22 protein-coding genes are annotated in these 23,522 nt (G+C 65.3%); 12 read left to right on the top strand and 10 right to left on the bottom strand.

Annotated features, from left to right (window positions below; translation table 11 throughout):
• Positions 1 to 38 precede the first annotated feature (38 nt).
• The 4 genes from AC1VNY_RS11360 to AC1VNY_RS11375 all read right to left on the bottom strand — a co-directional run bounded on the left by AC1VNY_RS11360 (position 39) and on the right by AC1VNY_RS11375 (position 4,870).
• Positions 39 to 1,142 (bottom strand): ABC transporter ATP-binding protein, encoded by a 1,104-nt coding sequence (locus AC1VNY_RS11360; RefSeq protein ID WP_482405203.1) that lies wholly within the window; start codon positions 1,140 to 1,142, stop codon positions 39 to 41.
• Between the two features lie 15 nt (positions 1,143 to 1,157).
• Entirely contained in the window at positions 1,158 to 2,183 is a 1,026-nt protein-coding gene (locus AC1VNY_RS11365; RefSeq protein WP_482405204.1) for an ABC transporter substrate-binding protein, read from the bottom strand.
• 23 nt (positions 2,184 to 2,206) lie between these two features.
• Positions 2,207 to 3,949, bottom strand: coding sequence for an ABC transporter permease (locus tag AC1VNY_RS11370; RefSeq protein WP_482405205.1), 1,743 nt, complete (start codon positions 3,947 to 3,949; stop codon positions 2,207 to 2,209).
• Between the two features lie 558 nt (positions 3,950 to 4,507).
• On the bottom strand, positions 4,508 to 4,870 hold the full coding sequence (locus AC1VNY_RS11375) for a darcynin family protein (protein ID WP_016846500.1): 363 nt from the start codon (positions 4,868 to 4,870) through the stop codon (positions 4,508 to 4,510).
• 77 nt (positions 4,871 to 4,947) lie between these two features.
• On the opposite strand from AC1VNY_RS11375, the gene AC1VNY_RS11380 reads away from it, so the two are divergent.
• The 9 genes from AC1VNY_RS11380 to soxA all read left to right on the top strand — a co-directional run bounded on the left by AC1VNY_RS11380 (position 4,948) and on the right by soxA (position 13,220).
• Positions 4,948 to 5,571 carry a TetR/AcrR family transcriptional regulator gene (locus tag AC1VNY_RS11380; protein WP_482405206.1) on the top strand — a complete coding sequence of 208 codons (624 nt, stop codon included), beginning with the start codon at positions 4,948 to 4,950 and terminating at the stop codon, positions 5,569 to 5,571.
• A gap of 100 nt (positions 5,572 to 5,671) precedes the next feature.
• Positions 5,672 to 7,081, top strand: a complete 1,410-nt coding sequence (locus tag AC1VNY_RS11385) for an MFS transporter (protein WP_482405207.1) — start codon at positions 5,672 to 5,674, stop codon at positions 7,079 to 7,081.
• 152 nt (positions 7,082 to 7,233) lie between these two features.
• Positions 7,234 to 7,683, top strand: coding sequence for a (2Fe-2S)-binding protein (locus AC1VNY_RS11390; protein ID WP_461193768.1), 450 nt, complete (start codon positions 7,234 to 7,236; stop codon positions 7,681 to 7,683).
• Between the two features lie 10 nt (positions 7,684 to 7,693).
• Positions 7,694 to 9,880 (top strand): xanthine dehydrogenase family protein molybdopterin-binding subunit, encoded by a 2,187-nt coding sequence (locus tag AC1VNY_RS11395; RefSeq protein ID WP_482405208.1) that lies wholly within the window; start codon positions 7,694 to 7,696, stop codon positions 9,878 to 9,880.
• A gap of 58 nt (positions 9,881 to 9,938) precedes the next feature.
• Positions 9,939 to 11,210 carry an FCSD flavin-binding domain-containing protein gene (locus tag AC1VNY_RS11400; RefSeq protein WP_482405209.1) on the top strand — a complete coding sequence of 424 codons (1,272 nt, stop codon included), beginning with the start codon at positions 9,939 to 9,941 and terminating at the stop codon, positions 11,208 to 11,210.
• The gene (soxX, locus tag AC1VNY_RS11405; RefSeq protein WP_482405210.1) at positions 11,203 to 11,652 is read left to right on the top strand and encodes a sulfur oxidation c-type cytochrome SoxX; all 450 of its coding nucleotides are present in this window, start codon (positions 11,203 to 11,205) and stop codon (positions 11,650 to 11,652) included. Before AC1VNY_RS11400 ends, soxX begins: the two co-directional genes overlap by 8 nt.
• Before the next feature lie 13 nt (positions 11,653 to 11,665).
• Complete coding sequence (locus tag AC1VNY_RS11410) at positions 11,666 to 12,130, top strand: SoxY-related AACIE arm protein (protein ID WP_092082633.1); 465 nt, start codon at positions 11,666 to 11,668, stop codon at positions 12,128 to 12,130.
• Entirely contained in the window at positions 12,130 to 12,450 is a 321-nt protein-coding gene (gene soxZ / locus AC1VNY_RS11415) for a thiosulfate oxidation carrier complex protein SoxZ (protein ID WP_038383936.1), read from the top strand. The genes AC1VNY_RS11410 and soxZ overlap by 1 nt, the downstream gene beginning before the upstream one ends.
• Positions 12,447 to 13,220: a sulfur oxidation c-type cytochrome SoxA gene (gene soxA, locus AC1VNY_RS11420; protein WP_482405211.1), complete on the top strand. Its 774-nt coding sequence runs from the start codon at positions 12,447 to 12,449 to the stop codon at positions 13,218 to 13,220. Before soxZ ends, soxA begins: the two co-directional genes overlap by 4 nt.
• Before the next feature lie 127 nt (positions 13,221 to 13,347).
• Here soxA and AC1VNY_RS11425 read toward each other — a convergent pair whose 3' ends face one another.
• On the bottom strand, positions 13,348 to 14,121 hold the full coding sequence (locus AC1VNY_RS11425) for a ferredoxin--NADP reductase (RefSeq protein WP_482405212.1): 774 nt from the start codon (positions 14,119 to 14,121) through the stop codon (positions 13,348 to 13,350).
• 146 nt (positions 14,122 to 14,267) lie between these two features.
• Here AC1VNY_RS11425 and AC1VNY_RS11430 point away from each other — a divergent pair, with 146 nt between their 5' ends.
• From AC1VNY_RS11430 to AC1VNY_RS11440, 3 genes are all read left to right on the top strand, one after another.
• A complete protein-coding gene (locus AC1VNY_RS11430; RefSeq protein WP_482405213.1) occupies positions 14,268 to 15,464 on the top strand; it encodes an amidohydrolase family protein in 1,197 nt (398 codons plus the stop codon).
• A gap of 456 nt (positions 15,465 to 15,920) precedes the next feature.
• Positions 15,921 to 17,321, top strand: a complete 1,401-nt coding sequence (locus AC1VNY_RS11435) for a selenium-binding protein SBP56-related protein (RefSeq protein WP_482405214.1) — start codon at positions 15,921 to 15,923, stop codon at positions 17,319 to 17,321.
• A gap of 102 nt (positions 17,322 to 17,423) precedes the next feature.
• Positions 17,424 to 18,092: a hypothetical protein gene (locus tag AC1VNY_RS11440; RefSeq protein ID WP_482405215.1), complete on the top strand. Its 669-nt coding sequence runs from the start codon at positions 17,424 to 17,426 to the stop codon at positions 18,090 to 18,092.
• Positions 18,093 to 18,283: 191 nt separating this feature from the next.
• Here the strand turns inward: AC1VNY_RS11440 and AC1VNY_RS11445 are convergent, their stop codons facing one another.
• From AC1VNY_RS11445 to AC1VNY_RS11465, 5 genes are all read right to left on the bottom strand, one after another.
• A complete protein-coding gene (locus AC1VNY_RS11445; protein ID WP_482405216.1) occupies positions 18,284 to 18,736 on the bottom strand; it encodes a MarR family winged helix-turn-helix transcriptional regulator in 453 nt (150 codons plus the stop codon).
• Between the two features lie 14 nt (positions 18,737 to 18,750).
• Positions 18,751 to 19,455 (bottom strand): ABC transporter ATP-binding protein, encoded by a 705-nt coding sequence (locus AC1VNY_RS11450; RefSeq protein ID WP_038383941.1) that lies wholly within the window; start codon positions 19,453 to 19,455, stop codon positions 18,751 to 18,753.
• Positions 19,452 to 20,243 carry an ABC transporter ATP-binding protein gene (locus AC1VNY_RS11455; RefSeq protein ID WP_482405217.1) on the bottom strand — a complete coding sequence of 264 codons (792 nt, stop codon included), beginning with the start codon at positions 20,241 to 20,243 and terminating at the stop codon, positions 19,452 to 19,454. The genes AC1VNY_RS11450 and AC1VNY_RS11455 overlap by 4 nt, the downstream gene beginning before the upstream one ends.
• Positions 20,240 to 22,129: an ABC transporter permease gene (locus tag AC1VNY_RS11460; protein ID WP_482405218.1), complete on the bottom strand. Its 1,890-nt coding sequence runs from the start codon at positions 22,127 to 22,129 to the stop codon at positions 20,240 to 20,242. Before AC1VNY_RS11460 ends, AC1VNY_RS11455 begins: the two co-directional genes overlap by 4 nt.
• A 151-nt stretch (positions 22,130 to 22,280) precedes the next feature.
• The gene (locus AC1VNY_RS11465; RefSeq protein ID WP_482405219.1) at positions 22,281 to 23,495 is read right to left on the bottom strand and encodes an ABC transporter substrate-binding protein; all 1,215 of its coding nucleotides are present in this window, start codon (positions 23,493 to 23,495) and stop codon (positions 22,281 to 22,283) included.
• Between the last annotated feature and the right edge of the window lie 27 nt (positions 23,496 to 23,522).

Here is a 23,522-nt window from a genome sequence, read left to right on the forward strand (position 1 = left end):
CCTCACATCATTGCGAACCGGCGACGGCCGCGGTCACACTAGTCATGCGATGCCGGCCCGCTGTCGCGGTAGGCCCACAGGCATTCGCGCGGCAACGCGACCTGTGCCTCGACGCCGACCTGATGGCGCGCGGCGGTGCCGAGCTCGATCGCTTCCAGCCGTTTGCCGAACAGCTCGATGCCGTAGGCGGTCTGGGTGCCCTGATATCTGCGGTCGAGCACCTTCGCCGAGAACGTGTTGGCGCCGTCGGGCCGGCCGATCGCGATGTTCTCGGGCCGCAGCGCGATCCGCACTTTCTCGTCGGGCTTGAGCGCCTGGCACAGCGCGACCTCCCCTTGCCGGCCGTCACCGAAATCGACCACGCCATAGCGGCCATTGCATGTGACGAGCGTGCCCGCGAGCTCGTTGGTGGCGCCGGTGAAATTGGCGACGAACAGATCGGCCGGGCGGTTGTAGATCACGTCGGGCGTGTCCATCTGCAACAGCTTGCCGTCGCGCATCACCCCGATCCGGTCGCCGAGCACGACCGCCTCGGCCTGGTCATGGGTGACGTAGAGCGCTGTCATCCCGGTCTGCTTGAGGATGACGCGAAGGTCGTCGCGCAGCCGCAGGCGCAGTTTGGCATCGAGGTTCGACAGCGGCTCGTCGAGCAGCAACAGTTGCGGCCGGTACACCATGCTGCGCGCCAGCGCGACGCGCTGCATCTGGCCGCCCGACAGCGCCACCACCGGCCGGTCGGCATAGTCGGACAGTCCGACTAACGCCAGCGCCTCCTCAACCATGCGGGCAGCATCGGTGCGCCCGATCCTGCGGTGCTTCAGCGGATAGATCACGTTCTGCCGCACCGTCATATGCGGCCACACCGCATAGGACTGGAACACCATGCCGAGATCGCGCGAACGCGGCGGCACGAGGATGCCGCTTGCCGGCGAGGAGACCACCCGCCCGGAAATGCTGATCTCGCCGCCGGTCGGATGCTCGAGCCCGGCGACGCAGCGCAGCGTCGTGGTCTTGCCGCAACCGGACGGCCCCAGCAGCACCACGATCTCGCCGGCCGGCACGCCAAAGCTGACGCCGTCGATGGCCGGGCGGCCGATCGAGAACTGCTTCCTGAGATCGGTGACTTCGAGCGTCGCCGTCATCGCTGCACCATCAGCCTATTGCCGGTAGCCAAACGTCTTGTCCCAGTCCGCGACCCACGCCGCATGCAGCTTCACATACTCGTCGAACTTCGGATACCAGAGCTTGACCACCTTTGGATCGAACCCCTCCGGATATGCCGGCGGCGCCTTCAGGGATGTGAGATTGCCGAGCTCCTTGATCATGAAGGTCTGTCCTTCCTTGGACAGACACCAGTTCAGGAACAGCTTTGCTGCATTGGGATGAGCCGCCGTCTTCGGAATGCCGGTCGCGTAGGGATTGACCGGAGCACCTTCAGGCGGAAAGAAGATCTCGATCGGCGCGCCGTCCTTCTTCTTTTGGTAGATCACGTTGTAGAGCAGCGGCGCGATCGCGATCTCGCCGCGCACCAGCGCATCGGCCGTCGGCGCGCCCGAGGGATACAACACCGGATGGGTCGCGGCCTGCTTGGCCCAGTAGTCTTCGCCGAGCACCTGGCGCTCGAACATGATCCGCGTCCAGGTGGTGCCGCCGGACTGCGCGAACACCTGCCCGATCAACTTGTCATATTGCGGCTTGGTCAGGTCCATCCAGGATTTCGGCGGGTCCTTCACCAGCTCGGTGTTGTAGGCGATCGACCAGGCGATCGTCGCGCGCGGCCAGTATTTCGGCGAGATCAGCGCGTGCGGATCGTAATCGGCCGCGTTCGGCGGCGCGTAATCCTGGAACAGATCTTCCAGCGGCTGCATCAGCGCGCGGTCGGAATGGTCGACGACATCGGCGATCAGCTTGCCGGCCGCGGCCTCCGTCTTGACGCGGGTAATCAGCTGGCCGCCGGGCGCGCGGACCATCTCGACCTTGATCTCGGGAAAGCGCTTGTTGAAGGCCTTGATGACCTGCTGCTCGATCTCGGCGAAGTTCGCGGTGTAGTAGACGAGCTTGCCTTCGGACTTGGCCGCCGCGATCAACTCCGCCGAGCCGAAGTCCTGCGCCCGTGCCGCAGGCGCCAATGCAAGCGTCGCCACGCTTGCCAAGGCCAGTGTGGTGAAGGCTCGTCTATCCATCGCAATCCTCCCCTTATTCGTTGTTATCCGGTCCGCGCCACGTTGCCCTGCGCCGATCCGCGCGACAGCCAGTTGGCGCCGCCGATCAGGACGCCGAGCAGCACCGTCTGCACCAGGCTGAAGGCCGCGGACTTGCCGATATTGCCGCCCTCGTAATAGTCGAGCAGCAGCACCGACATCACCATGGTGTTGCTGGTGTAGAGAAACAGCGACGAGCCGAGCTCGCGGATCGCAAGCACGAACAGCAGCGTCATCGACGCCAGCACGCCCGGCCTCGCCAGCGGCAACACGATCGTCCTGATGGTGCCGAGCACGCCCTTGCCGCAGACCCAGGCGGCCTCCTCGAGCTCGCGGTGGATTTGCAGGAACGAGGTCGACAGCGCCTTCACGGTGTCCGGCATGAAGCGCGCGATGAAGGCCAGCGCGAGAATCCAGATCGTGCCGTAGAGCCCGCCCGGCACGCCGATCCAGGCCCAGAGATAGGCGACGCCGACCACCAGCCCGGGGATCGCGACCGGCAGGGTCGAGATCAGGTCGATGGCACCGCGTCCGCTGACGCGGGTGCGATGGATGGTGTAGCCGATCGCAAAGGCGAGCGCGCCGCCGACAACAGCCGTGATGACGCCGACCTCGACCGCATTGTAGATCGACCGCATCGTCAACGGATTGTCGAAGATGCTCTCGAAATGCGTCAGCGAATATTGCCGCATGTCGAACAGGCTCGCGACGTCGCGGATGAACATGAATTTGCGGAACGCCGCGACGATCAGCGCCAGCGATGGCAGCACCACGACGATGAGAAGGTAGACGATGCCGATCGCGAAGGTGAGCCAGCGCCATGGGCCGAGATCGAGGCTGCGCGGCCGGAACGCCTTGCCCGCGACGGTGGTATAGCTGCGTCCGCTCAGCAATTTCTGCTGCAGATAGACCAGGAGCCCCGTGACCACCATCAGGATAATCGCGACCGCCGCCGCGGTGTTGTAGAGCGGGGGCGACCAGTTGGTGAGCTTGAAGATGTAAGTGGTGAGCACGTTCAGGTTGGTCGGCGCGCCGAGCACGGCCGGGATGCCGTAGATGCCGAGCATCACGATGAAGGACAGCAGCATGCCCGAGACGATCGCCGGCATGATCAGCGGGAACGTCACCGTGAACAGGGTCGCGATTGGGCTCGCGCCGGAGATTTCCGCGGCCTCCTCCAGGCTCGGGTCCATGTTGCGCAGCGCCGACGAGGTGAACATGTAGACATAGGGCGCGTAGTAGATGCCGAACACGAACACCAGGCCCCACATCGAATAGAGATCGACGCGCAGGTCGGAGCCCATCCACTTGAACATCGTGTTGATCAGGCCGGTCTTCGGCGAACCGAGAATGGCCCAGGCCACGCCCGCGACCAGCGGCGGCGCGAACAGCGGCAGGATGCTGGCCGCGGCGATGAAGCCCTTGAACGGCGTGTTGGTGCGCACCACGATCCAGGAGAACAGGAGCCCGATCGCGACCGCGATCACCGTGCCGCCGCCGCAGGCGATCAGCGTGTTGAGCAGCGCTTCGGCGACGTTCGGATTGGCCAGCACGGCGAGGAAATTGGCGATCGACAAATGGCTCAGGCTGAGCCGGATGCCGTCGACCACCGGATTGGTGTCGGTAAGCGCGCCGAGCAGCAGCATGAAGACGGGATAGATGACCAGGAAGGTCAGGATCGCCAGCAATGCCGCAACCCAGAGGCCGGTGAACGCGCGGCGGCGAGTTCCCTCGCTGGCGCTTCGCATGGCTTCGCTGCGCCGGTCGGCCTGTCCGTGCAATGCGCGTTCCCTCTTGCGGCCCGATCTGACGCCGGGCCTGCTTGTATATCAAGGGTAATCGATCGCGACTGTGACGCAAGCTATCCGAAAGTCGCTTGGGCGCGTTTCTGTGACGCAGCGCGGGAACACGAATTCGATTAATCGCGTTCGCACGCTGCATCCACCGCCGTCGTCCCGGCGAAGGCCGGGACCATACTCCGCGGCGGATGTCTTGAACGGGACTCGTCGTTCCAGCACTGCTCGACAAGCAGCATCGGTGGTTATGGGTCCCGGCCTGCGCCGGGACGACGATGCGGGTGAGGCGCAATTCGAGATGTCAAAACAGCCACTCGGTGTCATCACCCGCGAAAGCGAAAGCGGGTGATCCAGTATTCCAAAGACGCCAGTGCTTGAGCCGATGGGCCGCGGCCTACTGGATCGCCCGGTCGAGCCGGGCGACGACAGATGTGGATCGGGACGCAGTTGCGTCGCCACAGCAGGCTGCCGGGACGCCGGCCCGGAACAGTCCGGGCCGACATCGGCGTTCTAGGCAAGGTAATTGCCTTCGAGCGCCGGCATGATGTCGAGCACTTCGAAGTAATGGTCCCAGAACCTCGTCTCGCGCAGGTGGTCGCAGAACCACGCCCAGGCCGAGAGGTCATCGGTCTCGCAGATCATGACGTCGGTCGCCCTGGTCGAGAAGGCCTCCGGCTCGAACCAGCGCACCTTCAGCTCCGGACGGCGCCGGAGCAAAGGAATGACCTCCTCATGCAGGAAGGCGAGGCGCTGCTCGGTCTTCAGATCGAGCCAGTGCCGCGTGGTCTTGACCATGACGAAGATGTGAAACCTGTGCGGATCGTCCTCGTGTTCGGGAAGCACGGGGGACGAGGTCGTTTGCAGTGTCACCATTGATCGGTTCTCCTTTCACGGCCATAATGTGAGTAATTGCTCATATTCCACAACTCGCGTTTTGGGAGATGCCTCTCATGCCGGCGAAGCGGCGCATAAAGGCCCGGAAACAGCCGCTTCAGCAGCGTTCGCGGGAAACCGTGGCGGTGATTCTGGAAGCGGCGGCTCGCGTTTTGGAGGCGCGCGGGATCGAAGGCTACAACACCAATGCGGTGGCCGAACGCGGCGGGATCAGCGTCGGCTCGGTGTACCAGTACTTCCCCAACAAGGACGCGCTGACGCTGGCATTGATCACGAGGTTCGAGGACGCGCTGCTGGCAAAAGTGCGGGATGCGGTCGCGGCATCCGAGAGCAAGAGCCTGACGGCGTCGCTCAACCTGATCGTTCAGGCCCAGCTCGAGGCGCACGCCGAGCGAGCCGGGCTCAATCGCATTCTGGAGGCCGAGGAGGATCGGCTGCGCCCCGCGTCATCGGGCACGTCAGCGGCCGGCGAATTGAAGGAACTGGTCGCCGCCCTGCTGGCCCGGCATCGTCGTGAGATCGCAAGGCCAGTCGACGATGACGCCGTCGAGGATTTGATCGTGATCAGTCGCGCCATGGTCGACCACGCGCTTCAAAAGGACCTCTCGCAGGCTGCGGCCAGCCGCCGGGTGCTGCGCGCCATCGAGGGATATTTGTTCGGTCCGCGGCGGGACCTTTGACACTTCCGGCTAGGCCGCTTCGCATACGCATCATGCAATGCCGCGGCTGGGGAACGGGATGCCGGCGTAGTACATGGCGGTCCCGGAGACATTTTCAGGTATGCTCGAGAAGACCCCGACCACCGCGGCAGCGGCGCCGATCACCGATGGACTGCCAGATGGGTTGCCTTGGGAGACCCGGCGCTGGGCGGTGGCGGCGATCTTCACGGCGCTGGCGATGGCTTCGCTCGATACTGCGATCGCCAATATCGCGCTGCCGGCAATCGCGAGCGATCTGCATGTCAGCCCTGCGGAAGTGGTCTGGGTCGTCAACGTCTATCAGATCGCGCTGGTCGCGACGCTGCTGCCGCTCGGCGCGCTCGGCGAGATAGTCGGCCATCAGCGAATCTATCTCGGCGGCCTGCTGCTGTTCACATTGGCGTCACTCGGCTGCGCGCTGGCGTGGTCGCTGCCGAGCCTGCTGGTCGCGCGCACCCTGCAAGGGCTCGGTGCCAGCGGCCTGATGAGCGTCAACACCGCGCTGGTGCGCTTCGTCTATCCGAGCCGGATGCACGGCCGCGGCTTCGGCCACAATGCGCTCGTAGTCGCGACCGCCTTCACGCTAGGGCCGACCATCGCCTCCGGAATCCTCGCGCTCGGCCCATGGCCCTGGCTGTTCGCCGTCAACATTCCCTTCGGCGTCGTCGCTTTGCTGATCGGCATGAAGACGCTGCCGACGACGCCGCGCGCCACCCACGCTTTCGACTTCACCGGCGCGGCACTGGCCTGCGCCTGTCTCGGCCTCTTCATCATCGGCATCGGCAGCGCCGCGCACAAGGCCGCGCCGGCGCTCGTCATCGCCGAGCTTGTCGGCGCGCTGGTGATCGGCTGGATCCTGACCCGGCGGCATGCCGATCATCCGGCGCCGATGTTGCCGATCGACCTGTTCCGGCGGCCGATCTTTGCGCTGTCCGCCGCGACCGCCGTTTGCTCATTCGCTGTGCAGGGCCTCGCCTTCGTATCGCTGCCGTTCTACTTCGAAGACATCTTACACCGCTCGCAGGTCGAGACCGGCTTCTTCATGACGCCATGGCCGCTGGTGGTCGCCTTCATGGCGCCGATCGGCGGCCGGCTGTCGGATCGCTATCCGGCCGGCATCCTCGGCGGCATCGGCATGCTGCTGCTGGGGCTTGGCATGGTGCTGCTCGCGACCCTGCCGGCCGAGCCGAGCGTCGCCAACATCGTCTGGCGCACGATGATCTGCGGCATCGGCTTCGGCTTCTTCCAGACCCCCAACATGAAGGCGATCATGTCGAGCGCGCCGTCGCATCGCAGCGGCAGCGCCAGCGGCATCGTCGCGACTGCGCGGCTGACCGGGCAGACCACCGGCGCCGCCCTCGCCGCGCTCTGCTTCGCGCTGGCCGATCGCGAGGGCGCCACTGTGGCGCTGGCGCTGGGTGCCGGATTTGCCGCGCTCGGCAGCGTCATGAGCTTCCTGCGTTTGGCCGTCGCATCACCGCAAAAGTCATGACAGGTATGCGGCGCGCACAGTGCGCGGCCAAACACCACAGCATCAACTTTCTTTCGCGCTGCGAGCGCATTTTCTTGATTTGAACCGTTCCAGTTTCAAGGCCAACATCGCCCGCAGTCCGGTCGGAGGATCGGACCATTCAGGGGATCGCGATGGCAAACCTCAAAATCAACGGCAAGACAATAAATGTAGACGTCGAGGACGACACGCCACTGTTGTGGGCGATTCGCGAGAACGTCGGACTGACAGGGACCAAATACGGCTGCGGCATCGCCCAATGCGGCGCCTGCACCGTGCATATCGACGGCGTCGCGATGCGCTCCTGCGGCGTCACGGTGAGCGAGGCGGCCGGCAAGGACATTACCACGATCGAGGGTCTCGCGGCGGGCGGCGTGATGCACAAGGTGCAGCTCGCCTGGATCGCCAGCGACGTGCCGCAATGCGGCTATTGCCAGAGCGGCATGATCATGGCCGTCGCGGCGCTCTTGAAGGACAATCCGAAGCCGACCGACGACGACATCAACGACGCCATCACCAATATCTGCCGCTGCGGCACCTTCCAGCAGGTGCGCGAGGCGATCCATGCTGCCGCGAATGCATAAGGACGCAGCGATGAACCAGCACGTCATGCCAAAACTGAATCGCCGCGCCTTTGTGATCGGCACCGCAACCGCCGGCGCCGGCCTCGCGCTCGGCCTCGACCTGCCGTTCGGCGGCCCCGCCGTCGTGCGCGCGGCCGACGGCGCGCCGGAAGTCAATGCTTGGGTCGTGATCCGGCCCGACGACACCGTGGTGATCCGCATCGCCCGCTCCGAAATGGGCCAGGGCACGCTCACCGGCCTCGCCCAGCTCGTCGCCGAAGAACTGGAATGCGACTGGTCGAAGGTCACGACAGAATATCCGACGCCCGGCCAGAGCGTCGCCCGCAAGCGCGCCTGGGGCGATTTCTCGACCGGCGGCAGCCGCGGCATCCGCACCTCGCAGGACTATGTCCGCAAGGGCGGCGCCACCGCGCGCGTGATGCTGATCCAGGCGGCGGCCAACGAGTGGAAGGTGCCGGCCTCGGAATGCAAGGTCTCCAACGGTGTCATCACCCACACGCCCTCGGGCAAGACAACGACCTACGGCAAGGTCGCGGAAGCCGCGGCCAAGCTCGAGCCGCCGGCCGACGTCAAGCTGAAGGACCCGAAGGACTGGACCATCGCCGGCAAGGGCCTGAAGCGGCTCGACACATCAGACAAGACCACCGGCAAGATGGTCTACGGCATCGACGTCAAGCTGCCCGGCATGCTGAACGCCGCGATCAAGGACTGCCCGGTGTTCGGCGGCAAGGTGAAGAGCTTTGACGAGGCCAAGGTCGCCGGCATGAAGGGCGTCAAGAAGGTGGTGCAGGTCGGCGACAGCGCCGTTGCCGTCGTCGCCGACACCTGGTGGCACGCCAAGACCGCGCTGGATGCGCTGCCGATCGTCTGGGACGAAGGCCCCAACGCCAAGGTCTCCAGTGAGACGATCGCGACATGGCTGGCCGAAGGTCTCGACAATGCGCAGCCGGCCTATGTCGGCAACCAGAACGGCGATGCAAAGGCGGCGATCGCCGGTGCGGCCAAGAAGGTCGAGGCGGTCTACAGCTATCCCTATCAGAACCACGCCACGATGGAGCCGATGAACGCCACCGTGCTCTACACGCCTGACAAATGCGAGGTGTGGTGCGGCACGCAGAATGGCGAGGCGGCCTTCGCGGCGGCGCTCGAGGCCTCCGGCCTGCCGGCGGAGAAGGTCGACGTGCACAAGCTGATGCTCGGCGGCGGCTTCGGCCGGCGCGGCATGACCGACTATATGCGGCAGGCGGTGGCGATCGCCAAGCAGATGCCGGGCACGCCGATCAAGCTGCTGTGGTCGCGCGAAGAGGACATGCAGCACGGCAAGTATCACCCGATCACGCAGTGCAAGCTGACCGGCGCATTCGATGCCGACAACAACCTGGTCGCGCTGCACTACCGGCTGTCGGGCCAATCCATCCTGTTCTCAGTGCGCCCGGAAGCGCTGCAGAACGGCATGGACCCCGCCGCATTTCAGGGCGTCGCGCAAGCCGGCGAGGCAGCGATCGGCTATTCGGTGCCGAACCTGCTGGTCGAGCATTCGATGCGCAACCCGCACGTCCCGCCCGGCTTCTGGCGCGGCGTCAACGTCAATCACAACGCGATCTACATGGAATGCTTCATGGACGAGCTGGCGCTGGCTGTCGGCCAGGACCCGCTCGAATTCCGCCGCAAGCTGATGGGCAAGCACCCCAAGCATCTCGCCGTGCTCAATGCCGTGGCCGAGAAGATCGGCTGGGGCACGCCGGCGCCGCAGGGCGTCTATCGCGGCATCGCGCAGGTGATGGGCTATGGCAGCTACGTTGCCGGCGCCGCCGAGATCTCGGTGACCGACGGCAGCAAGATCAAGGTGCACCGCATCGTCGCCTCCACCGACCCCGGCTATGTCGTCAATCCGGCGCAGGTGGAGCGGCAGATCGCGGGCTCCTTCGTCTACGGCCTCAGCGCGCTGTTCTACGGCGGCTGCACCGTGAAGGACGGCCGCATCGAGCAGACCAATTTCGACACCTACAACTCGATGCGCATCAACGAAATGCCGAAGGTGGAAGCGGTGATGGTGCCGAGCGGCGGATTCTGGGGCGGCGTCGGCGAGCCGACCATCGGCGTTGCGGCGCCGGCGGTGCTCAACGCCTATTTCGCCGCGACGGGAAAGCGCATCCGCAGCTTCCCGCTGCGCAACCAGAACATCAGCTTCGCCTGATCAAACCGGAAGCGGCGGCCGCAACCGGCCGCCGCCTCCCTTTTTCGGATTCTCGTGCATGGCCGTCACGCGTCATCAGACGCGCAGGGATGTGATCCGTGGCGCCGCTGCCGTCGCAGCGGCCGCATTGGCGCGTCCGGCGCTGGCGCAGGCTGCGCCGCGCATCGCGGTGATCGGCGGCGGCTTCGGCGGCGCGGCCTGCGCGCGGGCGCTGCGGCGGCTCGACACAAAGCTTCAGGTCACGCTGATCGAGCCGAACAGGATTTTCACCGCCTGCCCGTTCAGCAACGAGGTGATCGCGGGTCTGCGCGAGCTTGCCGCACAGCAATTCACCTATGACAAGGTTGCTGCCGACGGCATCACGGTCGCCGCGCAGGCGGCGGCCAAAGTCGACGCGCAGGCGCGCAGCATCGCGCTCGCTGACGGCACGACGCTGTCCTATGACCGGCTGGTGCTGGCCCCCGGCATCGACCTGCGCTTCGACGCCCTCTCCGGCTATGACGAGGCAGCGTCCGAGAAGATGCCGCATGCCTGGAAGGCCGGCGAGCAAACCATGCTGCTGCGCAGGCAGCTCGAAGCCATGGACGATGGCGGCCTCGTCGTGATCGCAGTCCCCGCTGCGCCGCTGCGCTGTCCGCCCGCACCCTACGAGCGCGCCAGCCTGGTCGCGCATTATCTGAAAGCGAACAAGCCGAAGTCGAAGATCCTGGTGCTCGACGCCAAGGACAATTACTCGCAGCAGAAACTGTTCGAGAAAGCGTGGTCAGAACTCTATCCCGGCATGATCGAACGGATCGCGTTGTCGCAGGGCGGGCGGGTGACGTCGGTCGATCCGGCGACGAATGAGATCGTCACCGACTTCGGCAACTACACCGCCGCGGTCGCCAATGTGATCCCGCCGCAAAGGGCCGGCCGCATTGCTGACATCGCCGGAGCCGCCGACCATACCGGCTGGTGCCCGATCGATCCCGTCAGCTTTGCTTCAAAGCTCGTTCCCAACATCCACGTCATCGGCGATGCCGCGATCGCCGGCGGCATTCCGAAATCCGCCTCCGCCGCAGCAGCGCAAGGCCGGGCCTGCGCGGCCGCGATCGTCAGTTCACTTGCGGGCAAGGCGCCGGAGACGCCGCGGCTCGATGGCGCCTGCTACAACACGGTCGCTCCCGGCTACGCCTTCTCGCTGAAGGGCATCTATCAGCCCAAGGAGGATCAGTACGCCGAAGCCGAGGTCACCACGAGCCCGGTCGACGCGCCGCGGGAAATGCGCCAGCGAGAAGCTGACCAGGCGCTCGACTGGTTCAAGAGGATCACGGGAGAGGCCTTTGGCTAGGCTCTCGCTCGTGGCATTGCTCGCCGCAACCTCGTTCACAGCCGGCGCGCCCGCTCGCGCTGAAGAGCTACGGCCCTACACCGTCGTGGGCGATGCGATACCAGCCTCGCTGACGGGAACCAAAGGCGACGCCGCACGCGGCCGCGCGCTCATCGTCGAGCGTTCCTCCACTTGCATCCTCTGTCACAGCGGCCCATTTCCCGAGCAGGCGTTCCAGGGCGACCTCGCGCCGAACCTCGCCGGCAGCGGCAGCCGCTGGTCGGAAGCACAATTGCGGCTCCGCCTGGTCGATGCGTCGCATCTCAATGCGGCGACGATCATGCCGTCCTACTATCGCGTCGATGGGCTCGCGCGGGTCGGCACCTCATGGCGCGGCAAGCCGATCCTGTCGGCGGAGCAGATCGAGGATCTCGTGGCGTATCTTGTGACACTGCGGAACTAGGACCAATCAATCGATGGCGAATTCGGACCACACCACGCGACGGACGTTCTTGAGCCTGACTGGCGGCGCCGCGGCGCTGGTGATCGTGCGCCCCGTGGACGCGACGCCGGCGATGCTGTCGGCCGCGATCCGCAAGGTCATCGGCGAGGCCGATGTGCACACCGGCAAGGTCAAGCTCGACATTCCGCCGCTCGTCGAGAACGGCAACACGGTGCCGATGACGGTCAGCGTCACCAGCCCAATGACGGCGGACGAGTATGTGAAGAGCATCCATGTCTTCAACGAGAAGAACCCGCAGCCGAACATCGGCAATTTCTATCTCGGGCCGCGCGCCGGACGTGCCCAGGTGTCGACCCGCATCCGCCTCGCCGACAGCCAGAAGGTCACCGCCATCGCGCGGCTGTCCGACGACACGTTCTGGTCGGCGACCGCCGACGTCGTGGTGACGCTCGCCGCCTGCACCGAGGAGGCGATCTGATGCCGTCGGCCCTGATCAACGTTCCGGCCAAGGCCAAGCGCGGCAGCGTCATCGAGATCAAGACATTGATGTCGCATATCATGGAGACCGGCTACCGCCACACCGCCTCAGGCAGCGTGGTGCCGCGCGACATCATCACGAGCTTCACTTGCCGCTTCAACGGCGAGGAAGTGTTCCGTGCCGATCTTTATCCCGCGATCGCGGCCAATCCGTTCATCACCTTCTTCACCACCGTGACCGAGAGCGGCAAGTTCGAATTCGAATGGATCGGCGACAAGGGATTTTCGGAGACCGCCCAGGCTTCGATCACGGTCGAATGAGGATTGCCGTCTGCATCGCGCTGCTGACGGCGATGGCGGGCGCGGCGCTCGCCGACGGGATTCCGCTGGTCCAGCGCCGCTCGGGCTACAGCTTCATGAGCACCGACAGCAAGGTGATGCAGGACGAGGACACCGCTAATCCCGGCATGCTGTCCGTGCTCGACGGCGAGGCGCTGTGGACGCGCAAGGCCGGCAGTGCAAACAAGGCCTGCGCCGACTGCCACAACGACGCCAGCGCCAGCATGAGGGGCGTCGCGGCGCACTATCCGGCCTTCGACAAGGCGCTGGGAAAGCCGGTCGACCTCGAGGGACGGATCAACCTCTGCCGCACCAACCACCAGCAGGCCTCGCCGCTCGCCTATGAAAGCCGCGAGTTGCTGGCGCTGACCGCCTATGTCGCACGGCAATCGCGCGGCATGCCGATTACGGCCGGCGACGATCCGGAACTCGCGCCGTTCGTCGAACAGGGCCACGCGCTGTTCATGCAACGGCAAGGCCAGCTCAATCTCGGCTGCACCAACTGCCACGATGATAACTGGGACAAGAAGCTCGCGGGCAGCGCGATCACGCAAGGCCAGCCGACCGGCTATCCGTTGTACCGGCTGGAATGGCAGGCGCTGGGATCGCTGCAGCGACGGCTGCGCGCCTGCATCACCGGCATCCGCGCGCAGGCTTACGATTATGGTTCGCCCGAGCTGGTCGAGCTCGAGCTCTATCTGATGACGCGGGCGCGCGGCATGCCGGTCGAGACGCCGGCGGTCAGGCCCTAGCGCCAACCCTCATGGTGAGGAGCGCGAAAGCGCGTCTCGAACCATGAGGCCCCAGTCGGGCCTCGCCCTTCGAGACGCTTGCTGCGCAAGCGCCTCAGGGTGAGGAGATGGAGTTACTGCGTAGCGGTCAGCGCTCAGCGAACGCCTTTTCGACCACGAATTGCGCGGGCTCGCCGTGATTGCCCTCGACGAAGCCGCGGCCGTTCAGCAGCGTGCGGGTGTCGGCGACCAGCGCGGGCGAGCCGCAGATCATGACGCGGTCATGCGCGGCATCGAGCGCCGGCAGGCCGATGTCGGCGAACAGCTTGCCCGAGGTGATGAGGTCGGTGATGCGGCCGCGGTTGCGGAACGGATCGCGCGTCACGGTCGGGTAGTAGATCAGCTGGTCGCGCACCAATTCGCCGATCAGTTCGTCCTGCGGCAACTTCTCGGTGATCATCTCGCCATAGGCGAGCTCCTTGACGCGGCGGCAGCCGTGCAGCAGCACGACCTTCTCGAACCGGTCATAGGTCTCGGGATCCTTGATCACGCTGAGGAACGGCGCAAGCCCGGTGCCGGTGCCGACCAGATAGAGGTTGCGACCGTCCTCGAGGTTGTCGATGACGAGCGTGCCGGTCGCCTTGCGGCTGACGATGATCTCGTCGCCTTCCTTGAGGTGCTGGAGGCGCGAGGTCAGCGGGCCGTCCGGAACCTTGATCGAGAAGAACTCGAGCGTGTCCTCGTAGTTCGCGCTGGCGACGCTGTAGGCCCGCAGCAACGGCTTCTCGCCGACCTTGAGCCCGATCATGGTGAACTCGCCGTTGCGGAAGCGGAACGACGGATTGCGCGTGGTTTTGAAGGAGAACAGCGTGTCGGTCCAGTGGTGAACGCTGAGGACGCTTTCCTGGTTGAAATTGCTCATCGTCAGTTTCCTTGACGCGCGGGCCGGATTGGCGGCAAAATCATTTGTACACGATCGTTCGTATACAAATGAATAATCCAGCTTGATCCGGCCGTCAAGCCACGGGCACAATGGCCGGCGAAGGCATTGAACCAAAAGGAAAAACCATGGCGCACGATGCACCCCAGGCGACCGGTCCGAGCAAGCTGGTGATCCGCAATATCGGGCTGTTGCTGTCGGGAGCCCTGGAAAAGCCGATCCTGAATGCCGATACCATCGTCGCCGAGAACGGCAAGATCACTGCGATCGGCCGCCTCAAGGACGTCGACACCGAAGGCGCCACCACCATCGTCGATGCCAACGGCACGACGGTCGCGCCCGGCCTGATCGACAGCCACGTCCATCCCGTCGCCGGCGACTGGACGCCGCGGCAGAACCAGATCAACTGGATCGACAGCTATCTGCATGGCGGCGTCACCACTATGATCTCCGCCGGCGAGGTGCACATGCCCGGGCGGCCGCGCGACGTCGTCGGGCTGAAGGCGATGGCGATCTTCGCGCAACGCGCGTTCTGGACGCTGCGTCCGGGCGGCGTGAAGGTGCATGCCGGCGCGCCCGTGATCGAATGCGAGATGGTGGAGGACGACTTCAAGGAAATGGCCGCCGCCGGCGTCAAGCTGCTCGGCGAGGTCGGGCTCGGCGGCGTCAAGGATGGACCGACCGCGCGCAAGATGGTCGGCTGGGCGCGCAAATACGGCATTCAGAGCACGATCCACACCGGCGGCCCGTCGATCCCGGGCTCCGGCCTGATCGACAAGGACGTGGTGCTGGAAGCCGACACCGACGTGGTCGGCCATATCAATGGCGGCCACACCGCCCTGCCCGACGACCAGATCCGCTGCATCTGCGAGGGCTGCAAGCGCGGGCTCGAGCTGGTGCATAACGGCAATGAGCGCTCGGCGCTGTTCACGCTGCGCACCGCGCGCGAGATGGGTGATTTGCACCGCGTCATCCTCGGCACAGACGCGCCCGCCGGCTCCGGCGTGCAGCCGCTCGGCATCCTGCGGATGGTCTCGCTCTTGTCCTCGCTCGGTGAGCTCCCGGCCGAGCTGGCGTTCTGCCTTGCGACCGGCAACACCGCACGGATGCGCGAGCTCGACTGCGGCCTGATCGAGGTCGGCCGCTCGGCCGATTTCGTGCTGATGGACAAGGCGCAGCATTCGCCGGGTAAGAACATCCTGGAGAGCGTTCAGCTCGGCGATCTCCCGGGCATCGGCATGACCATCATCGACGGCATCGTCCGCACCCAGCGCAGCCGCAACACGCCACCCGCGGGCAAGGTGCCGGAGGTGGTGGCGAAGTGACGTGCACCAAAGCCGTTGCGCGGAGGTGAAACATACTCGGTGTCGTCCCGGCGAAGGCCGGGACCCATAACCACAGGGTTGGATTGTTGAGAACGGCTGTGGCTCCAGCGCTGCGTAACAATGCCCTTCCGTGGTGATGGGTCCCGGCCTTCGCCGGGACGACACTGAGTGTCTGGTGCCGTTCGTGAGTCAAACTTGCTCTCAGGGTGACAGTGCTGGATCGGTTTGCTCAACCCCTTGAGCGGGCTGCCAGATCGCACGCAGGCACCGCGCGGCTTTGCCGCGCCGTCTGCGTAACCGAACCTTGTTTTCACCTGTCACCATTGCGGTGTATCCTGACCGCAAGCGAACCTTGGCCGGCGGCACTCGCAAGAGGCGTTTTCGATCCGGAATAGTTCTTGCTGCTGCGTGCCGCCATGCCGTGTTGATCTACACCAGGCAATCAGGAGGCAGCCGATGACGATGAGGCCAGATCCTACGTTCCACGCGTCGCCGAAGCTCGCGATGGAAGCGCCGGCCGAGAGCTTTGCCTACACCGTGCTGCTCAGTCCGGATTTTTCCAAACCGGACGCGCTCGCGGTGATCGACGTCAAGCCCGGCTCGCCGACCTACAGCAAGATCGTCCATACGGTGACGATGCCCAACAAGGGCGACGAGTTCCACCATTTCGGCTGGAACGCCTGCTCGTCGGCGCTGTCTCCGCTGGCCGGACACGCCTTCCTCGAACGTCGCTATCTCATCATCCCCGGCATGCGATCCTCCCGGATCTATATCGTCGACACCAAGCCGGACCCGACGCAAGCGAAGATCCACAAGATCATCGAGCCCGAGGAAATCTTCAAGAAGACCGGCTATTCGCGACCGCACACTATCCACTGCGGGCCGGAAGGCATCTATGTCAGCACGCTCGGCGGGAGCGGCAAGGACGGCACCGATGGGCCGCCCGGCATCTTCATCATGGACTGCGAGACATTCGAGGTGCTCGGCCGGTGGGAGATCGATCGTGGTCCTCAGACCAAGCATTATGACTTCTGGTGGAACCTGCCGCGCGACTACATGGTGAGCAGCGAGTGGGCCTTGCCGCCGCAGTTCGAGAACGGCATCGTGCCGGAGGACCTGCTGTCGAACAAATACGGCCATCGGCTGCATTTCTGGGACCTGCGAGCCCGACGCAATGTCCAGACCATCGACCTCGGCGCCAACCATCAAATGGCGCTGGAGGTGCGCCCGGCGCATGATCCGGTTCGCGAACACGGCTTCGTTGGCGTCGTGGTCGACACCACGAACCTCGAGGGTTCGATCTGGACCTGGTGGCGCGAGGGCGGCAAGTTTCACATCGAGAAGACGGTGACGATCCCACCCGAGCCTGCATCGAAAGACCAGCTGCCGCCGCTGCTGCAGGGCTTCGGCGCCGTACCTCCGCTGGTGACCGACATCGACTTGTCGATGGATGACAAGTTTCTCTACGTCGCCTGCTGGGGCACCGGCGAGATGCGCCAATACGACGTCAGCGATCCGCGCAAGCCGAAGCTCGCCGGATCGGTCCGCATCGGCGGCATCGTTCATCGCGCGCCACACCCGAACGGACAGGCTTTTGCCGGCGGGCCGCAGATGGTCGAGATCAGCCGCGACGGCAAGCGGGTGTACTGGACCAATTCGCTCTACTCGACCTGGGACAACCAGTTCTATCCGCAAGGCATTCCCGGCGCCGAGGTGATGGCGAATGCAAGCCCGGGCGGCGGCCTCGAACTGGCGAAGGACTACTGGGTCAGCTTCCCCGAAGGCTACCGGGCGCACCAGATCCGGCTCGATGGCGGTGACTGCTCCACCGACTCCTTCTGCTATCCGTCGGTCTAGAGCGTTTTCGAGCGAAGTGGGTAACGGCTCGCGTGAAGAAAACGCGTCAAAAAAAGAGTCCAGAGCCGGTTCCGATTCGATCGGAACGGAAAGGGCCCTGACGTGAGCCCGGCCGACTGGACTCCGGCCTGGCTGTGGCTGGCGGTCATCGCGAGTGGCCTCTACCACGGGATCAACCCGGGCATGGGCTGGCCGCTCGCCGTTTCTGCGGGATTGATGCAGAGGAGTTCGCGCGCGCTGGTGACCGCGCTTGGCCCGCTCGCGATCGGTCATTTGCTGGCGATGCTGCTGGTGATCCTTCCGTTCGCGCTGCTGATCACCCTCGTCGAATGGCAGCGCACGATCCGGATCGGCGCCAGCCTGCTCGTCATCCTGTTCGGTGTCTATCGGCTGATCGACCGGCGCCATCCGCGGGCCCTGGCGCGGATACCGCCGACGCAACTCGCTGTGTGGTCGTTCGCGGTGGCGATCGCCCATGGCGCGGCGCTGATGCTGGTGCCGATCTATCTGGGGCTGTGCCGCGAGGCTGAAACGGACCAAGGCCATGCGGCCGCCAACAGCCTGATCGACACCAGCCTCACGATGGCCGTGCTGGTCTCGATCGTCCATGCCGGCGCGATGATCGCCGCCGGCGGATGCCTGGCGTGGCTGGTCTACCGTTACCTCGGGCTCAAATTCGTGTCCCGGAGCTGGTTCAACCTGGACACGGTTTGGGCGCTCAGCCTGGTGCTGGTCGGCGCCGTCGCGCTGGTGCTTGGTCTTGCAACGTAGTCCGGACGCGGCACGCCGCCCGTAGGTAAGACGCTGGAGATCGCACGAAGTAGTAGCGGCGACCCGTCACCCTGAGGTGCACGCGCAAGCGTGCCTCGAAGGGTGAACGGCCCACGGCAGAAGTCGGGGCCGTCGACCCTTCGAGACGCCACGCTACGCGCGGCTCCTCAGGGTGACGGGGATAGATAATATCACCGCAACTTGCCGAGCAGCGCGATCAGCGTCTCGCGCTCCTTGGCGTCCAGGGGTGCCAGCGTCTCCCTGGAGATCACCAGCGCATTAGGCGCGGCCTTGTCGGCCATCTGCTGGCCGGCGCGCGTGAGACTTACCAGCAGGCGGCGGCCGTCGTCGGGATCGGGCGCGGTCTCGGTCAGGCCGCGCGCGGTCAGGCGATCGATCACACCCTTGATGGTTGCAACATCCATCGAGGTCAGCCGCCCGAGCTGGTTCTGCGAGCAGGCGCCGACCTCCGACAGCTTCGACAGCGCCGCCCACTGCGTCGGCGTCAGATTGATGCCGATCTCGCGGGCGAAGATCACGGCGTGGCGCTGCGACACCTGGCGCAGGATGAAGCCGATCTGCTCGTCCAGCACGTATCCCGGCTTCGCCTTCCCGTTTCGCTTCGGTGCTGCACTCCTCGCCATCGTCCACCCCGCCCTTACAGCGACAGATGCGCGTCGCGGATATCCGGACGCGCATCGAGTTCCGCCATGGTGCCGCCGAAACAGATCCGGCCGCGCTCGATGATGTAGGCGCGATCCGAGATCAATCGTGCGAAATGCAGATTCTGCTCGGAGACGACGATGCTGACGCCCTCTTTCTTCATCGCCAGGATCGCATCGACCATCTGCTCGACGATCTTCGGCGACAGCCCCTCCGAGGGCTCATCGAGCAGCACCAGCGACGGATTGCCCATCAGCGTGCGCGCGATCGTCAGCATCTGCTGCTCGCCGCCGCTCATGCGTCCGCCGGGCCGGCCGCGCATCTCGCCGAGGTTCGGGAATAGCTTGAACAGTTTTTCGCGATCCCATTGCGGCGCGCCTGCCCGCTTCGGCTGACGGCCGACCTCAAGATTCTCCTCGACCGTCAAATCCGTGAAGATGCGCCGCTCCTCCGGGACATAACCGAGCCCGCCGCGCACGATCGCATGCGTCGGCAAATCGGAGACGTCCCGGCCCTCGAACATGACGCGGCCGGAGCGGTTCTCGACCAGGCCGACGATGGAGCGGAACGTGGTCGATTTGCCGGCGCCATTGCGCCCGAGCAAGGCGACCACTTCGCCCTCGCCGACCTCGAGTGCGATGTCGAACAGGATATGCGCCGGGCCGTAGAAGCTGTTGAGATCCTTCACCGTCAGCTTCATGCCGATGCTCCCTCGCGGTGCCGGGCGTCATAGACGAGGCCTTCGCCGAGGTAGATCGCGCGCACCTGGGCATTGCCGCGGACTTCCTCGGGCGAGCCTTCGGCGATCAGGCTGCCGCGGTTCAGCACCAGGATGCGGTCGGCATGCTCGAACACCACGTCCATGTCGTGCTCGGTGAACAGCACGCCGATCGACTGCTCGCGCGCGATCCGCGCCGTCAGCCGCATCAGTTCGACGCGCTCGCGCGGCGCCATGCCGGCGGTCGGCTCGTCCATCAAGAGCAGCTTCGGCTGGTTGGCGAGCGCGATCGCAAGCTCGAGCCGCTTGACGTCGCCATAGGCGAGCTCGCCGCAAGGCCGCTCCGCATAGGCGCCCATGCCGACCAGGTCGAGCAGCCGTCCGGCCTCGTCGCGGGCGTGGCGGGCGGTCGAGGCCCACAGATTGAACAATTGCCCGCCATGCGAAACCAGCGCGACCTGGACGTTTTCGCGCACCGTCATGGTGGGGAATGTCGCCGCGATCTGGAAGGTGCGGCCGACGCCCATGCGCCAGATCACGCGCGGCTTCTTGCCGGTGGTCTCCGCGCCCAGCACGCGGATGCGGCCGCTGTCGGGAATGTTCTGGCCGTTGAGCATGTCGAAGCAAGTGCTCTTCCCCGCGCCGTTCGGCCCGATCAGCGCCAAAATCTCGCCGGCGCGCAGTTCGAAGAAGACCCCGCGCACGGCATGCACGCCGCCATAGGATTTGGTCAGCCCCTCGACCGACAGCAATGTGGGAACCATGCTCATTCGGCGCTCTCGATGCGGGAGGTCAGCAAGGGCGATACCGACGACGAGGACTTGCGCCGGCGATGCATGAAGGCTTCGAGCGTGCCGACGATGCCCTTCGGGAACGCGACCACGATCAGCACGACGAAGCCGCCGAGCACGAGTTTTGACCAATCGGTCTGGCTGACCAGCCAGATGTTGAGCGCCTTGTAGACGATGGCGCCGACCACGGCGCCCGACACCGTCTCGACGCCGCCGAGCAACACCATGACCAGCGCATCGACCGACAGCGAGATGCCCATATTGTCGGGGAAGACGCTGCCCTTGAGATAGGCGAACAGCGCGCCGGCAAGGCCGGCGACCGTGCCCGCGATCACGAAGGCGGTCCACTGGATGCGCTTGCCGTCGATGCCGATGGCTTCGCTGCGCAGCGGCGAATCGCGCGTCGCGCGCAGCGCGAAGCCGAACGGCGAGAACACGATGATGCGGAGGATCACGACCGCGAGCGCGGCGATGCCGAGCGACAGCCAGTAGAAATGCGACGGGCTCGCCGCCCATTTCTCCGGCCAGACGCCGAGGATGCCGTTGTCGCCGCCGGTGACCGACACCCACTGGAACGCGATCGACCAGACGATCTGGGCAAAGGCCAGCGTCAGCATCGCGAAATAGACCCCGGAGAGCTGCACCGCGAAGAAGCCGAATACGGCGGCGCCGGCGAGCCCGAGCAGCGGCCCGAGCAGCAGGCAGGCAATCATCGGCAAGCCGGCCATCTTGGCGAGCAGCGCCACGCCATAGGCGCCAAGGCCGAAATAGGCGGCGTGGCCGAACGAGGCGAGCCCGCCGACCGACATCAGAAAGTGCAGGCTGACCGCAAAGATCACGAAGATCGCGATCTCCGATCCGACCGTGAGCACGTAATTGCCGGCGACAAACGGCAGCGCGGCGGCGACGACGAGCACGGCAATCGCGGCGAACCGCTCGTTCATCGTCAGCGGCCGCCACGGATTGACGGTGAGACCGGGCGTGCGCCGTGCCGGCGCCTCCGGCTTGCCGAACAGCCCCCACGGCCGGACGATCAGCACCACCGCCATCACCAGGAACACCAGGATGATGGAGATCTTCGGGAAGATCAGGATGCCGAAGGCGTTGAGCTCGGACACCAGCACCGCCGCGACGAACGCGCCGATGATGCTGCCGAGGCCGCCGATCACGACCACCACGAAGACCTCGACGATGACGCGCAGATCCATCGCGTGATTGACCGCGTCGCGCGGAATCTGCAGCGCCCCGCCGAGCGCGGCGAGGAAGACGCCGAGCGCGAACACGCTGGTGAACAGCCATTTCTGATTGACGCCGAGCGCCGCGACCATGTCGCGGTCCTGCGTCGCGGCACGCACCAGCACGCCCCAGCGGGTGCGCTGGAACAACAGCCAGAGCACGCCGAGCACGACCGGCCCGAGCACGATCAGGAACAGATCATAGCTTGGAATATTCTGGCCGAAGAAATCGATCGCGCCCTTGAAGCCGGGCGCGCGGCGGCCGACCAGATCGTCCGGCCCCCAGATCAGCACCACGAGATCCTCGACCATCAGCGTCAGGCCGAAGGTCGCGAGCAACTGGAACAGCTCCGGCGAATGATAGATCCGGCGCAGCAACACCATCTCGACCAGCACGCCGATCGCAGCAACCGCCAGCGCGGCAACGACGATGCTGCCCCAGAAGCCGAGCGCGCCGGAAAAGCGCTCGGTCAGCGTGAAGGCGACATAGGCGCCCAGCATGTAGAACGCGCCATGCGCGAAATTCACGATCCGCGTCACGCCGAAGATGATCGACAGACCCGAAGCGACGAGGAACAGCGACGCCGCGCTGGCAAGACCGGTCAGGAACTGGACGACATAGAAGGCCATGGGCGGTCCGCTTCAACGTGAACTTGCATCAGGGCCTCATCCTTCGAGACGGCGCTCCGCGCCTCCTCAGGATGAGGAGCGAGACCCTCATGGTGAGGAGCGCGGTAACGCCGCGCGTCTCGAACCACGAGGCCCCGCTATATTCGCAACCTCAATCCTTCGGCCGCAGCTTCTCGATCTCGGCATCGCTGGGCAGATAGTCCGCCCCCTTGCGATAGGCGGTGTCGACCATGATGCCCTTGCCGTCCTTCAGCGCGGTCTTGCCGGTGAAGGCGCCGAGCGTCGACTGGTGATCGATCTTGCGGAAGGTGATCTCGCCGAACGGCGACGGCATCGAGATACCTTCCGCCGCCGCGATCAGCTTCTCCGGATCGCTCGAGCCGGCCTTGGCGAGGATCGCCGCCGCCGCCTTGATGGTCTGGTAGCCGACGATCGAGCCGAGCCGCGGATAGTCGTTGTACTTGGCCTGGTAGGCCTTCAGGAATGCGTCATGCTCCGCCGTCTTGATCGCGTACCAGGGATAGCCGGTGACGATCCAGCCTTCCGGTGTCTCGTCCTTCAGCGGATCGAGATATTCCGGCTCGCCGGTCAGGAAGCTCACCACCGTGCGGCCCTTGAACAGGCCGCGGGTGTTGCCTTCGCGCACGAGCTTGACGAGGTCTGCGCCGAAGGTGACGTTGAGGATCGCTTCCGGGTTCGCCGCGGCAACCGCCTGCACCACCGGACCGGCGTCGATCTTGCCCTGCGGCGGCCACTGCTCGTCGACCCACTGGATATCGGGCCGCTTCGCCGACATCAGCTTCTTGAACACCGCGACCGCCGACTGGCCGTATTCATAGTTCGGCGCGATCGTCGCCCAGCGTTTTGCGGGCAGCTTCGCCGCCTCCTCCACCAGCATCGCGGCCTGCATGTAGTTCGACGGCCGCAGGCGGAACGTGTAGCGGTTGCCCTTCGACCACGTGATCGCGTCGGTCAAAGGTTCGGCCGCAAGAAAGAACACCTTCTTCTGGTTGGCGAAGTCGGAGACGGCAAGGCCGATATTGGAGAGGAACGTGCCGGTGAGCATCGCGACGTTCTCGCTCGACACCAGCTCGTTCGCCGCGGTCTGCGCATCCGCCGGCTTGCCGCCGTCGTCCTTGGAAATGACCACGAGCTTCTTGCCGTTGATGCCGCCCGCCGCGTTGATCTCTTCCACCGCGAGCTGCCAGCCCTTGCGATAGGGCTCGGTGAACGCCGGCAGCAGCGAGTAGCTGTTGATCTCGCCGATCTTGATTTCGCTCTGCGCCAAGGCCTGCGTTGTCATGGCGCTCGTTGCCATGGTCGCGACCGCGATCGCCAATCCCGCCCCTACGAAATAACCACGCATCCCGTCCTCCAGTTTTTCTTCAAAGAG

The sequence above is a fragment of the Bradyrhizobium ferriligni genome (assembly GCF_056837965.1).